This is a genomic window from Pseudomonas tolaasii NCPPB 2192, assembly GCF_002813445.1.
In the GTDB taxonomy this organism is placed as follows: Bacteria; Pseudomonadota; Gammaproteobacteria; order Pseudomonadales; family Pseudomonadaceae; genus Aquipseudomonas; species Aquipseudomonas tolaasii.
In genome coordinates this window covers 2,569,908-2,583,393 of record NZ_PHHD01000001.1, presented here as the reverse complement: position 1 = coordinate 2,583,393, position 13,486 = coordinate 2,569,908, and the positions used below count along the sequence as shown (strand labels likewise).

Genomic DNA, 13,486 nt, shown 5'->3' with positions numbered 1-13,486 from the left:
TGCGATGTTTTTGACTCAACAACCACAGATAGCTCATAGAGCTATAGCTTGAAGTTAAAGTAATTTATTAAGAGTAAGATTTTTTTGGTATTACGAAGATGCATCTGCCAATGATTCGGCAGGGAGGGATTCTTGCGTTACTACCGGGTTTCTGCCCGAGATTCGGACAGAAGGAAAAAAGGTGGAGAGTCGATCTGTAAGCCGGGTTCTGTCTTGAACAGTCATTCGTCTACGATGGCCATCACTGGACATCTTTAGCAACCTACCCGGTCCCAGCGCGGGCCACGCCTTGGGACCCTATTTGGTCTTGCTCCAAGTGGGGTTTACCTAGCCACGAACTGTTGCCAGACGTGCGGTGCGCTCTTACCGCACCTTTTCACCCTTACCGGCACCGAAGTGCTTAGGCGGTTATTTTCTGTGGCACTTTCCGTAGGCTCACGCCTCCCAGGCATTACCTGGCACTTCGCCCTATGGAGCCCGGACTTTCCTCCCCCCCCTAATTTTCATAGAGGGCAGCGACTGTCCAATCGACTCTCCGCCGCGCAGGTTAACGGCACGGCGGCCTCAGGACAAGTATTAAAAGTACAGCATTGCCATCACGTTCAGACGGAATACCGGAATTACCCCGGAACTATTCACCTTTTTGTTTATCGAGCGCCACTTGATACAACACATTCTTTCGCAGGCCGGTAATTTCTGCCGCAAGGGCCGCCGCACGTTTAAGCGGCATCTCTTTAAGCAGCAAATCAAGAATGCGCATGGCTTCGCTGCCGACCGCCTCTTCATCTGCCGGCGCCGTCCAGCCAGCCACCAACACCACGCATTCGCCGCGTTGCTGGTTACTGTCGCCCTCGACGAATGCACGCAGCTCCTCCAGCGGCAGCCCCTTGAGTGTTTCAAAGGTTTTGGTCAGCTCGCGCGCCAACAACGCCAGGCGCTCGCCGCCGAATACCAGTTCCATGTCCTGCAGGCATTCCAGGATGCGGTGCGGGGCTTCATAGAAGATCAGCGTGCGCGGCTCTTCCTTCAGGGCTTGTAAACGTGCACGGCGGCCAACGGCCTTGGCGGGCAGGAACCCCTCAAAAATGAAGCGGTCCGAGGGCAGCCCCGCAGCGGATAATGCCGCGATCAGCGCGCAGGCTCCCGGAACAGGCACTACATTGATACCAGCGGCCCGCGCCTGGCGAACCAAGTGGTAACCCGGATCGGAAATCAACGGCGTCCCCGCATCGGAGATCAGCGCCACATCATCCCCGGCCAACAGGCGGGTGATAAACCGGCTGCCTTCTTCGCGTTCGTTATGCTCATGGCATGCCGCCAATGGCGTGCTGATACCAAAATGCTGCATCAAACGCTGAGAGTGCCGGGTGTCTTCTGCCGCGATCAATTTAACCTCGCGCAACACTTTAAGCGCCCGAGCACTGATGTCGTCCAGGTTGCCAATGGGCGTCGCCACGACAAAAAGCGAGCCTGCAGTGGAATTCAAAGAACCTGGAGCAGTCAAAACGCACACCTCGATGGTTGGGAAAAGTCGCATTGTAGCGCGTAGGCGCCTCGATAATATGCCCTCCCGGTCGACCGTCGACGCACGCTCGCAACATTTGCACGACCTAAATCGACGGTTTCACGCCACGAACATCGCGCCTGGGCCAGTGCTTGGGTACACTTCCACGCTAATTTGATCGGTATCAGGAACACTTACATGATCGCTTGCCTGCGGCTGCTCTCCGCCCTCTGCCTCGCTGCCTTGTTGGCCGCTTGCGCCAGCTCGCCCTCGTCCAGCCTTGGCGACCTCCCCCGGACCCCGGATGCCAGTATCGAGCAACTGCTCGAACAGGCCACGAATGCCAAGACACCCGAAAAGGCCGCGCTGCTGCGCCTGAGTGCGGCTGACCTGGCTTTCCACCAGAATAACCCTGGTCGCTCGTCGCAGATCCTTGCACAGGTGCCGCTGGACGTGCTGAAGCCGGCCGCGCAGGTCTTCGCCAGCACCTTGTCCGCCGAGCTGGCCATGGCACGCAATCAGCCCAAGGCGGCACTGGCCGCGCTTAACCACCCGAGCCTGCAAAGCCTGAAGGATTTGCCGACAGACCAGCAGATCCGCACCGGTACCGTGCATGCACGCGCCTATGAAGCCGACGGCCAGACCCTCGCTGCCGCTCGCGAGCGTGTCGCCCTGGCCCCGCTGCTGACCGGTGACGCAGCCAAAAGCAACCACGAAGCGATCTGGACGCTGATTGCCGCACTGCCCGCCGAACAACTGCAAGCCAGCGGCAACCCGACCCTTGATGGCTGGATCAGCCTGGCTCAAGCGGTCAAGGGCGCCGGCACCCTGGAGCAACAGCAAGCCGCCATCGATACCTGGCGCGCGCAGAACCCGGGCCACCCGGCGGCAGTGAACCTGCCTACACCGCTGACCAAGCTCAAAGAGCTGGCCAGCCAACCCCTGAACAAAATCGCTGTATTGCTGCCACAGGATGGCCCGCTGGCTTCGGTCGGCAAAGCATTGCGCGAAGGCTTCATGGCCGCGCACTTCCAGGCGGAACAAGCCGGCCAGAAACCGCCGGTCATCGAATTCTTTGACAGCTCGCGCCTGTCCTCCCTCGACGACTTCTACGCCAAGGCCCAGGCGGCCGGCGTGCAACTGGTGGTCGGCCCGCTGGAGAAACCACTGGTCAAGCAACTGAGCACTCGCGGTCAATTGCCGATCACGACCCTGGCACTGAACTACAGCGAAACGGATCAAAACCCGCCGCAACTGTTCCAGTTCGGCCTGGCTGCCGAAGACGAAGCCCGCGAAGTCGCCCGCCGCGCCCGCGCCGATGGCTTGCACCGCGCCGCCGCCATGGTGCCGCGAGGCGAATGGGGTGAGCGTGTCTACAAGGCTTTCCGTCAGGACTGGGAAGCCAACGGCGGCACCGTGGTTGGCGTCGAATATGTTGACCAACCGGTTGCCCTCGCCCAGCAGATTGCCGACCTGTTCCAGCTGCGTAAAAGCGAAGGCCGCGCCAAGAGCCTGCAAAGCACCGTCGGCACCGACGTAGCCGCGCAGCCGTCGCGCCGTCAGGACATCGAATTCATCTTCCTGGCCGTGCCTCCGCAACTGGCCCAGCAAATTAAACCGACCCTGAACTTCCAGTACGCCGGCGATGTGCCTGTGTATGCGACCTCCCATGTATTCAGCGCCAGCGGCGACAAGAATCAGTACCTGGACATGACGAACGTCATGTTCTGTGAAACCCCTTGGCTGCTTAACACCACCGACCCGCTGCGCAACCAGGTTGCCGCACAGTGGCCGCAAGCCAACGGCAGCCTCGGCCGCCTGTACGCGATGGGCGTTGACGCCTATCGCCTGGCTCCACGCCTGGGCCAGCTGAAGGCACTGCCGGATACCCGCGTTGACGGCCTGTCGGGCAGCCTGGGCATCAACGCCAACCAGCGCGTTGACCGCCAACTGCCATGGGCGAAGTTCGTCGGTGGCGACATCCAGCGCCTGCCGGACACCCCGCGCTGATGCCCGAGCGGTCCCGCGCGCAAAGCGGCAAGGACGCCGAACTTCAAGCTCTTTCGTATCTGCAAACTCAGGGTCTGCGCCTCCTGGCGCAGAACTGGTTATGTAAACGCGGCGAGCTTGATCTGGTCATGCTTGACGGCGATACAGTAGTATTCGTCGAAGTCCGCTACAGAAAACACGCACAATGGGGTGGCGCGCTCGCCAGTATCGATGGGCGCAAGCGTCAGAAGCTGATACTCGCTGCGCAGTATTTCCTGCAAAAAGAGCATCGCTGGGCTGACAGCCCCTGCCGTTTCGATGTGGTTGCCATAGAAAGCACACCGTCTGGCACGGCTGATCCGAACTGGCTCAAAGATGCCTTCGACAGCTGATTCACCGGACATCTTCACCACACACTTTTGCTCTTTGCATTGCGGGCTGCACATTCGTGTGCCAAACAGCCGCGCTACTTAAGGTCACACAGATGGACATGCAATCCCGAATTCGCCAGCTTTTCCAGGCCAGCATCGACACCAAGCAACAGGCGATGGACGTACTTGCACCGCACATCGAGCAAGCCAGTCAGGTCATGGTCAATGCCTTGCTCAACGAGGGCAAAATGCTCTCGTGCGGCAACGGCGGTTCGGCCGGTGATGCCCAGCACTTCTCTTCCGAGTTGCTCAACCGCTTCGAGCGCGAGCGCCCAAGCCTGCCGGCCATCGCCCTGACCACCGACTCGTCGACGATCACCTCGATCGCCAACGACTACAGCTACAACGAGATCTTCTCCAAGCAGATCCGCGCCCTGGGCCAGCCGGGCGACGTGCTGCTGGCGATTTCCACCAGTGGCAACTCGGCCAACATTATTCAAGCGATCCAGGCCGCACATGATCGCGAAATGATTGTCGTAGCATTGACCGGGCGCGACGGCGGCGGCATGGCGTCGCTGCTGCTGCCGGAAGACGTGGAAATCCGCGTCCCGGCCAATGTCACCGCACGCATCCAGGAAGTCCACCTGCTGGCGATCCACTGCCTGTGCGATCTGATCGACAGCCAACTGTTCGGGAGTGAAGAATGACCGTTAACCGCCTCAGCCTTTTGGCCATCACACTGTGCCTCGCCATCAGCGGCTGCAGCACGGCAATCACTGCGACACGCGACACCCCCATCCAGGATGACCGGGGCACACGGACCTTCGGCAGCACCATCGATGACTCGCTGATCGAAACCAAGGTCAAGGTCAACGTCGCCAAGGCCGCCACCGACCTGGGCAACGGCGCCTCGCGCATTGTGGTCACCAGCTTCAACGGTATCGTGCTGCTCGCCGGGCAAACGCCGCGCGCCGACCTCAAGGCCCAGGCCGAACAGGCTGCCTCGACGGTTCAGCGGGTCAAGAAGGTCCACAATGAATTGCAGGTCATGGACCCGATCACCCTGCTGGCTATCAGCAACGACGCGCTGCTGACCACCAAGATCAAGGCCCAGATGCTGACCGACAGCGCCGTGCCGGGCTCGCGCATCAAGATCGTCACCGATAACGGCATCGTCTACATGATGGGCCTGCTGACCCAGGCTGAAGCCACTCGCGCGGCCAACCTGGTACAGGGCGTGTCCGGGGTACAGAAGATTGTGAAACTGTTCGAATACATCGACTGATCAGGCGACAGCCACAAAAAAGGGCGCCGTGCATTGACTGCACGGCGCCCTTTTTAATGGCCCGCGTTTACTGATATTGCTGGTACGGGTTGCCCTGGAACTGGTTGTTCTGCTGCGGCGCCTGCTGCTGTTGAGCGCCAGGCTGGCCGTATTGCTGGCCAGGGATCGGGCCGAGGTTGACTTCGACGCGACGGTTCTGGGCGCGGCCATTCACGTCGGCGTTGCTGGCAATCGGGTTATCCGGGCCGGCACCGCGTGCGCTCAGGTTGGTCGGGCTTACGCCCTGGGAGGTCAGGTAGTTGGCCACGCTCTGGGCGCGACGCTGGGACAGGTCCATGTTCAACTGGCGGCTGCCGGTGCTGTCGGTATAGCCAACGATCTGGATGGTGTTCTGATTGAACTGCTTGAGGGAGTTGGCGAGGTTATTCAGCGGCTGGTAGAAGCTGCTGGCGATCGCGTCGGAGTTGGTGGCGAAGGTGATGTTGCCCGGCATGATCAGCTTGATCTGATCGCCCTGGCGCTGCACTTCAACCCCGGTGTTGGCCATGCTTTCACGCAGTTTCTTTTCCTGCTGGTCGGCGTAGTAGCCATAACCTGCGGCGCCGAGGCCGGCGATGGCGCCGCCAATCAGTGCGCCCTTGCCACGGTTGTTGTGGTCGATGGCGGCACCGGCCAACGCACCGGCCAGCGCACCAAGGCCACCGTATTTGGCGGTTTTGCTGATTCCGCCCTGCGAACCATTATTTGCCTGCCCCTGGCTGCCGTCATAAGGATTGGGAGAAGCGCAGCCGGACAACAGGGCTACGGCGGTGGCGACAACAAGAAGACGACGCGGAGTGAACATGAAGGGAGCTCCTACTTTTGCATTCTGTGGTGCAAAGGACATTGGCAATGGACCTGTGCCGAGTTTGGAACGCGACAAACGGTAAAAATTCCGTGGCCGCTATCCGCCGCTAAGGAAACCGTAGCAGACGCAGGCTGAACGCGACCTGCGTTTTTGCCACAACGATTCTCCCTGTAGAACAGCCCCGCCCCACGAAATATTCCCTTCCCGACCCGCTACGCCCGCACAAACGGGTTCTCACGCATTTCATCGCCCAGCCGGGTATCCGGACCATGACCGGCCACCACGGTAGCGCCCTCATCCAGCGTGTACAGGCGCTGCTTGATCGAACGCACGATCGTGGCCTGGTCCCCGCCCCACAAATCCGTGCGCCCGACACCGCGTCGAAACAAGGTGTCTCCGGCGATCAGCAGCTTGGCATCGGCGAACCAGAAACTCATCGAGCCCGGCGTGTGCCCCGGCGTATGCAAGGCCACGCCGCAACCGCAGGCGAGCTCTTCCTCATCCTCCAGCCAACGGTCCGGTGACGGCACAGGCGTGTAGGGCACCCGAAACATTTGGCATTGCATTTCCAGGTTATCCCAGAGGAATTGATCCTCTTTGTGCAGGTGCAACGTCGCGCCGGTCTTCTCCTTCAACTGGCCGGAAGCCAGGAAGTGATCCAGATGGGCATGGGTATGAATGATGCTGACCACATGGAGACCGAGCGCATCGAGGCGCGCCAGGATCAACTCGTGATTGCCACCCGGATCGACCACAATGGCTTTTTTGGTGATCGGGTCGCCGATGATGGTGCAGTTGCACTGCAACGGGCCGACGGGGAAGGTTTCGCGGATCAAGGCGGGAGGCAGAGACATCAGGGCGGGCTCGGTCATGTGTGATCCGGTGATTTTGGCACAGATCGTTTCATTCCTAGCCCAGCAACCCCATCTCCTGCGCACGCGCCACCGCCTGAGTTCTGCGCTCCACCCCCAGTTTGCTGTTGATATGACTCGCGTGGGTTTTGACCGTGTGCAACGAGATAAACAGCCGGTTACTGATTTCCTGATTCGAACAGCCTTGGGCAATCAGATGGAGAACTGCCAATTCCCGCGCGCTCAGGGTTTCATGGGCCGGTGAAGCGTCGACCGGCGTTACGGCCGGCAGCAGCGCCAGCAAACTTTGGTTCAACACACCCTGCGGATCCTTGCCCAGTTGTTCGCGCATCCAGCCCGGATGGCTGTCCAGCAACCGCTGAAACGGTTGCAGCGCGCCGCCAATGCCAGCCTCGAGGGCCTTGGCCAGACCCAAGCGCGCTTTGGCTTCCTGACCACACGCCAGCAACACCTGCGTCTGCTGGGTCAGGGCCATCAAGGCAATCATCTGGCGACCACTGTTTTGCGCCTGTTGCGCCAGTTCTTCGAGCCGCTCCAGCGCCGTCGCCGGTTGATGGCGGGTGGCTTCCAGCGCGGCCTGTTGCAGTCCGATATGCTGCGGCAGGTGCGGATGAAACTCCGGCGCGGCGGCCGCGTGCTCACCGTTGTAGGTTTGCCCCAGCCGGGCCAGCCAGGCGTCGGCAAGGTCAGTGCGCCCCTGAGCCAGCCACAACTCGCATTTAATCAGCGTGATCATTGCCAGGTAATAAATGGGCGGCACGTCCCAGATGTGCATCAAGCGCTCGGCCTCGGCGAGTTCGGCAAAGGCTTTGGGGAAATCATTGCGGCGCCCTTCAAAGTTGGCGATGACGCAATGCCCGATCAGCACACTGATATCCCGGCACGCGCGGGCTTCGGTGAGCCCGGCGCGCAGGCGCGCAAGGCCCGCTTCCGGTTGGCAACGCACCAGCAACAAAAAACCTTCATACAGTGATAAACGTGCGCGTACCGCATACAAGCGCTGCGGCGGCAGGCCGTGCAAACGCTGCTGGCCCTGGCGCACCTCGTCAAGCGAACGCAGGATTTCGCCTCGCGCCTGCAGCACTCGCGCCCGGTCGTAGTGGGCCAAGGCCTCGAATAACGGGTTGCCGACGCGCTGGGCCAACTCCAGAGATTCGCGATTCAAGCCACGGGCGCGCCACAGATCGGCGTCAACGATGGCCAGGTTGGACAGGGTCGACAGGCACATCAGCCGCTGGCCATAACGCTTCTGCGGCAGGCTTTCCAGCGCCTCGCTGCAGTAGCGCTGGGTCAGTTCGCGGTCGCCCCGGCCCCGGGCGATGATCCCGCTCAGCGCCAGCCACTGGGCCAGCATCGACTTTTGCGCAGTGGCCGACGGCGCGGGCAGAAAGCGGCTGAGATAGCCGGACAATTCTTCCGCCGCATCCAGCTGGCAGGCCAAGCCCAACGCCCAGCTGTAGAGCACGATCAGGCGCGGCGTGCTGATCAACAGGCTGTCGGGCAAGTCCATCTTCCAGCGCAGCAGCATGCCAATATTCTGTTCGGCCAGCAGCTGCTCCTCCGACAGGTTCTGCACCAGGTTGGCCGCCACGTCCAGATGGCCGGCGCGCAATGCCTGCTCCACCGCCTCATCAATCAACCCCTGGGCGTTGAACCAGCGGCAGGCGCGCAAATGCAGGCTGGCGAGCGTCAATGTGGCATTGCTTGCACGGCGGGTACGCAGCAAATCGGAGAACAAATGGTGATAGCGGAACCAGTGGCCCTGCTCGTCCAACGGCACCAGGAACACCTGATGGGACTGCAAGTAGCGCAGGATTTCCGCGCTGTCGTGGGCTTCGCGCAGGGCGTCGCACAGCTCGCTGCAAAAACGGTCCTGAGACGCGGTGTCGTACAGAAATGCCTGAACCTCGACGGGCAGGCAGTCGATCACTTCTTCGAGCAGGTAATCACGAATCAGCCCTTCCCCACCGTGCAGGTTCTGCGGCAAAGCGCCTTCATTACCGGCCTCGGAGACGGCCAACAGCCAAAAACGCAGGCCGGCGACCCAGCCTTCACTGCGCCGAATCAGGTTGTCCAGCGCCTCGCCACGCAGCGAATTGCTGTGCCTGTCCAGCACGGCCAGGGACTCGGCGTGGGTCAGGCGCAGGTCTTGTTCGTTCAGTTCCAGCAAATGCCGCGACAAACGCAGCCGCGCCAGGTGCCAATCGGGGCGCTGACGGCTGGTGACCAGCACCACCAGCCCATCCGGCAGATGATTGAGAAAAAATTGCAGGCAACGATCCAGCACCGGGCCCTGGGCCAGATGGTAGTCATCCAGCACCAGCAATAACGGCGCGCGCGTAGACAGGTGTTCGGCCAGCTCGTCGAGCAACCCATCGAGCCACTCTTCAAAGGCAAAGGGCTGATGGCGCTGGCGCATTTTCAGCAAGCCCAGGGACTGGGTGCCGATGTGCGGGAAATAGTGCTGCAAACCGTCGAGCAGGCGTTCAAGAAAACGGCCCGGGTCATTGTCCCGAGGGCTCAAGCCCAGCCAGAGGCTTTGCCAGTGAGCCGGCAGGCTTTGACAGAACTCCACCGCCAGCGAACTCTTGCCGAACCCCGCCGGTGCGCTGACCAGCAGCAACCGCCCTTCGAGGCCCGCACTCAACCGCTCGCACAGACGCGGGCGCAGCACGTAGCCGTCAGGTAGCGGAGGCCTGTAGAAACGCGCTTCCAGGGTTGGAATTACCGCGCTTGCAGGCCCCAGGACAGGGGACAGATCAGTCATCGCCGGGCTCTTGTGGAAGGCTGTTGTCGGCATTGCGGATGTCCGCAGACTAGCGGTAAAAGCGGCGGGATTGTAGATCTTTGCAACATTTGCCTGAAAAAGAACTGCGACAAAAAATGTGGGAGGTGGCCAGTGTGGGAGCCGGGCTTGCCCGCGATGCAGTCACCCCGGCCTGTCAGACCAACCGGGGCGAGGCTATCGCAGGCAAGCCAGCTCCCACACTGGCCGCCTCCCACATGGGCGTTACGTGTAAAGCTTAGCGAACACCATCCTGACGCAGGGCCGCAGGCGAGAAGTCGGCGGTGGAGGCGGTGAAGCCGAAGTCATACGCCTGCTTCTCTTCGTTCTTCATACCCAGCGCGAGGTAACGGCCGGACTGCAGGTCGTAGAGGGTTTCGAGGGCGTACCACGGCACTTGTTTGTCGTAGTAGTTCTCGGCATGGGCTTCGGCGACGCGCCACAGCTGGCCACGGCCGTCGTAGTGGTCGATCACGGCGGCTTGCCAGGTGTCTTCGTCGATGAAGAAGTCACGCTTGGCGTAGATGTGGCGCTGGCCTTCCTTCAAGGTCGCGACCACGTGCCACACGCGGCGCAGCTCGTAGCGTGCCAGGTCCTGGTTGATGTGGCCGGCCTTGATGATGTCGGCGTATTTGAGCTTCGGATCGTCGATCTTGTAGCTGTTGGAGGCGATGTACAGCTCCTTCTTGCCTTCCAGTTTCCAGTCGTAGCGGTCCGGCGCGCCGTTGTACATGTCGAGGTTGTCGGAAGTGCGCAGGCCGTCGGCGGCGGTACCCGGGCCGTCGTAGGACACTTGCGGCGCCCGGCGCACACGGCGCTGGCCGGCGTTGTAGACCCACGCCGAACGCGGTTCCTTGACCTGGTCCAGGGTTTCGTGCACCAGCAGCACACCACCGGCCAGACGCGCCGGCGCGGTCACTTGCTGCTTGAAGTAGAACAGCACGTTGCCCGGGTTTTTCGGGTCGAAATCTTTCATCTTGTCGCGGAACACGAACTGGTCGCGGAAGTACACCAGGCTGAACGAACCGTTGGTTTGCGGCGTGGCCTGGGTCACCAGACGGGTCACGCTGCCGCCGCGATAGCGGGTGATGTGGTTCCAGATGACTTCAACGCCGCTTTTGGGAATCGGGAACGGCACGGCCGTTTCGAAGTTTTCCAGGCCGTTGCCGCCCGACACCAGGTTGGTGCTGGTGGCGTTCTTCTTGATGGCGGCGAACACATCAGCTGGCACTGTGGCGCCACGATGGGTCGGGTAAACCGGCATCTTGAAGGTGTCGGGGTAACGCTTGAACATCGCGTACTGCCCCGGCGCCAGCTTGTCTTTGTATTGCTCCACGTTTTGCGCGGTGATAGTGAATTGCGGTTGTTCGCTGGCATACGGGTTAGCGAGGAAACCACGGGCATCCACGGCGCCGGCATTGGTCGGCAGCGGTGACCACTTCGGGATGGTGCCCGCTGCGTTACCAGCCATTTCAGCGCCCATCGGCGTCAGGCTCGTACCCAGCTTGGCGGCTTCATCCGCCGAGACTGCCGCCATGACGTTGCTCGCCAGGATCGACAGCCCAAGCACACCCACGTGCAACAGACTTTTAGTTATTTTCATGTTCTGGTTCTTCCTGAAATGCATGCATCTGAAAAAGAAAGTCTTAGAAGTTCACGCCCGCGCTCACGGCGATGAAGTCACGGTCATCCACGGTGCTGAACTTGCCACCAAAGAAGTTGGTGTAGTTCAAGCCCACGGTGTAGGTGTTCTGGTACTCGGCATCCACACCCAGGCTGACGGCCTTGCGACCTTCTTCAAAGTTGCCGCCAGGGCCTGGCGAGTAACCTTTCACGTCGTGCGACCAGGCCACGTTGGGCTTGAGGTTCACACCGGCGAACACATCCGGGTATTCCCAGATGGCCCGGGCGCGGTAGCCCCAGGAAGTGGCCGTGGTGTAGCCGTCGTTGTTGCAATTGGTGTTCAGGCCGGCAGCGTTGGGCAAGCCTGCGCCCGTGGCCGTGGAATTGTTGAGTGCATTACAGAAACCACCTGGCAGCTTGCCCGGGCCGAAGACCGGATCACGGCCATAGCGCGCAGTGTTTTTACTCTCCAGGCCGCCCACATGGGTCACGCCGATTTCACCCACGGTGGTCAGGCGGGTTGCGCCCATTACCTGGTCGAAGAAGTGCGTGAAGGTGGTCTGGAACTGGGTCACTTCCTTGCGGTTGTAGCCATGCAGGTCCTGGCCCGGCGTGCCCTTGAGCACCGATGCATTGCCAAAGCCCGGGATCGGCGTAACGCCCGCATACAAAATGTCGGTGGTGCTCAGTTGCACCGGCGCGTTCGGGCGATAGCTCAACTCGCCGCTCCAGGCGGTGCCGGTGGGCAGCGTGGTGGAGAAGCTCAAGCCGTACAGGCGAATATCTTCAGGGTACTCGACGAAGTAGCGCGAGCTGCCCGCCACGATCAGTGGGCGCAATGCTGCCAGCGGACCCAGCGGACGGGTGTAGGCCGAGTTTGGCGCACCCGTGGCGCTGAAGATCGGCGCGCGGCTGTGGTAGTTCATGAAATAGGCGCCGAACTCCGTGTCCAGCGGCTCGAAGTTGTAGTGCATCGCCACGCCGAACTGGCCGCTGTCCCGTGCATCCCGGTCGCCGCCGCGGCGTACCAGCACGCCTTCGTTGTTGACGTCCACACCCAGGGCGGTGAGGGTCGGCAACGCGGCGCCCGGAATGGTGGAGCGCTTGTTCAGCACGCGCAGGTTATTGCTGCAACCGTCGGCGATCACGTCGGGTTGAGAGAAGAACGTACCGCAGTTGTCCACAACGGTCTGGTCCCACTCCAGCTGGTAGAAGGCTTCGGCGGAGAGGTTGTCGGTCAGGGTTTGGGACACGTAGAACATGTTGACCGGAATCAGGCCTTCCTTGATCTCGGCGCCCGGACGACGGAACGCGGACACGTCGATCGGGTTGATCGAGTTGATGCCGCCACCGATGAAGGTACTCTCGCCCCAGCTCACCACCTGCTTGCCGAACCGCACGTTACCCGGCTGATCGGCGATGGTGTAGTTGTGGTAGATGAAGGCGTCGAGGATCTGCCCGCCGGAGGATTTTGCGCCCTCTTTGCGGTTGTCATTGCTGACGTTCTTGAAGTCCAGGTCTTCGTTTTGCAGCGCGAAGTCGTACCAGTACTTGCCCCGGACGAAGATGCCGGTATCACCGTATTTCAATTCAAGGTCATGGATACCCTTGAAGATCTTCGAAAAGGAGTCGCCCTTGTCAAAGTTCAGGTGACCGTCATCGGAGGTCTGGGACAGACCCTTGCCGCCGTTGTTGGCACCGATCAGGTCTTTGTTGCGACCTGCAGTCGACCAGCTCGCGCCCACCGACAGGGAAGAGTCAAAGCTGCCTTCGATTTCACCGATGTTGAAACTGACGCCGAATGCGGGCCCGGCGAGCGTGGAAGCGAGACCGACGGCCAGGGGCAGTTTCGCCCGGCGCCAGAACTGGTTTACTGAGGTCATCGACGCTACTCCATGTGCATTATTGTTATGGCAGTGAGTTCTTTCTCTGGACGCTTGTAACAGCCGGAATACAACGATTCCAATGCCGCCTGGCAACCGGGGCCCCATGCCCCTGAACGCAACATCCATGAAAAACTCTGGGTGGGACTATAGCCAGCAGGGTGTACCGCTTGATCCCTCTAAAGTGTGATTTGCATCACCAACCCGTCTGCCACAGTCCTTTCGCCACGCCGACGAAGGTCGGCGCGGGAAGGATGGCTGAAAATCCGGAAATCACAAGTGAAGGGCGCGAGATAGAGCAGTGCGTGCCCCGAAGGGCACGCGGCA

The 13,486-nt window shown here is 61.0% G+C and carries 10 protein-coding genes and 1 other RNA gene; 4 read left to right on the top strand and 7 right to left on the bottom strand.

What is annotated here, in order from left to right; genetic code table 11:
- Window positions 1-181: 181 nt before the first annotated feature.
- Window positions 182-535, bottom strand: an RNA gene (rnpB, locus tag ATI14_RS11980) — RNase P RNA component class A.
- 96 nt (window positions 536-631) lie between these two features.
- Window positions 632-1,537 (bottom strand): 16S rRNA (cytidine(1402)-2'-O)-methyltransferase, encoded by a 906-nt coding sequence (gene rsmI / locus ATI14_RS11975; RefSeq protein WP_016974246.1) that lies wholly within the window; start codon window positions 1,535-1,537, stop codon window positions 632-634.
- Window positions 1,538-1,702: 165 nt separating this feature from the next.
- Between rsmI and ATI14_RS11970 the strand changes: the two genes are divergently transcribed.
- The 4 genes from ATI14_RS11970 to ATI14_RS11955 all read left to right on the top strand — a co-directional run bounded on the left by ATI14_RS11970 (window position 1,703) and on the right by ATI14_RS11955 (window position 5,149).
- Window positions 1,703-3,514 (top strand): penicillin-binding protein activator, encoded by a 1,812-nt coding sequence (locus ATI14_RS11970; protein WP_016974247.1) that lies wholly within the window; start codon window positions 1,703-1,705, stop codon window positions 3,512-3,514.
- Window positions 3,514-3,885, top strand: coding sequence for a YraN family protein (locus ATI14_RS11965; RefSeq protein WP_016974248.1), 372 nt, complete (start codon window positions 3,514-3,516; stop codon window positions 3,883-3,885). The genes ATI14_RS11970 and ATI14_RS11965 overlap by 1 nt, the downstream gene beginning before the upstream one ends.
- A gap of 92 nt (window positions 3,886-3,977) precedes the next feature.
- The gene (locus tag ATI14_RS11960) at window positions 3,978-4,571 is read left to right on the top strand and encodes a phosphoheptose isomerase (RefSeq protein WP_007904374.1); all 594 of its coding nucleotides are present in this window, start codon (window positions 3,978-3,980) and stop codon (window positions 4,569-4,571) included.
- Entirely contained in the window at window positions 4,568-5,149 is a 582-nt protein-coding gene (locus ATI14_RS11955) for a BON domain-containing protein (RefSeq protein ID WP_016974249.1), read from the top strand. The genes ATI14_RS11960 and ATI14_RS11955 overlap by 4 nt, the downstream gene beginning before the upstream one ends.
- Before the next feature lie 67 nt (window positions 5,150-5,216).
- On the opposite strand, the gene ATI14_RS11950 is transcribed toward ATI14_RS11955, so the two are convergent.
- From ATI14_RS11950 to ATI14_RS11930, 5 genes are all read right to left on the bottom strand, one after another.
- The gene (locus ATI14_RS11950; protein ID WP_016974250.1) at window positions 5,217-5,993 is read right to left on the bottom strand and encodes a YiaD family glycine zipper/OmpA-like lipoprotein; all 777 of its coding nucleotides are present in this window, start codon (window positions 5,991-5,993) and stop codon (window positions 5,217-5,219) included.
- A gap of 215 nt (window positions 5,994-6,208) precedes the next feature.
- The gene (locus ATI14_RS11945; RefSeq protein WP_026083041.1) at window positions 6,209-6,850 is read right to left on the bottom strand and encodes an MBL fold metallo-hydrolase; all 642 of its coding nucleotides are present in this window, start codon (window positions 6,848-6,850) and stop codon (window positions 6,209-6,211) included.
- 55 nt (window positions 6,851-6,905) lie between these two features.
- Window positions 6,906-9,635, bottom strand: coding sequence for a winged helix-turn-helix domain-containing protein (locus ATI14_RS11940; RefSeq protein ID WP_016974252.1), 2,730 nt, complete (start codon window positions 9,633-9,635; stop codon window positions 6,906-6,908).
- A 256-nt stretch (window positions 9,636-9,891) separates the two neighbouring features.
- Window positions 9,892-11,256 carry a DUF1329 domain-containing protein gene (locus ATI14_RS11935; protein WP_016974253.1) on the bottom strand — a complete coding sequence of 455 codons (1,365 nt, stop codon included), beginning with the start codon at window positions 11,254-11,256 and terminating at the stop codon, window positions 9,892-9,894.
- A 43-nt stretch (window positions 11,257-11,299) separates the two neighbouring features.
- Window positions 11,300-13,159, bottom strand: a complete 1,860-nt coding sequence (locus tag ATI14_RS11930; protein WP_016974254.1) for a DUF1302 domain-containing protein — start codon at window positions 13,157-13,159, stop codon at window positions 11,300-11,302.
- Window positions 13,160-13,486: the final 327 nt, after the last annotated feature.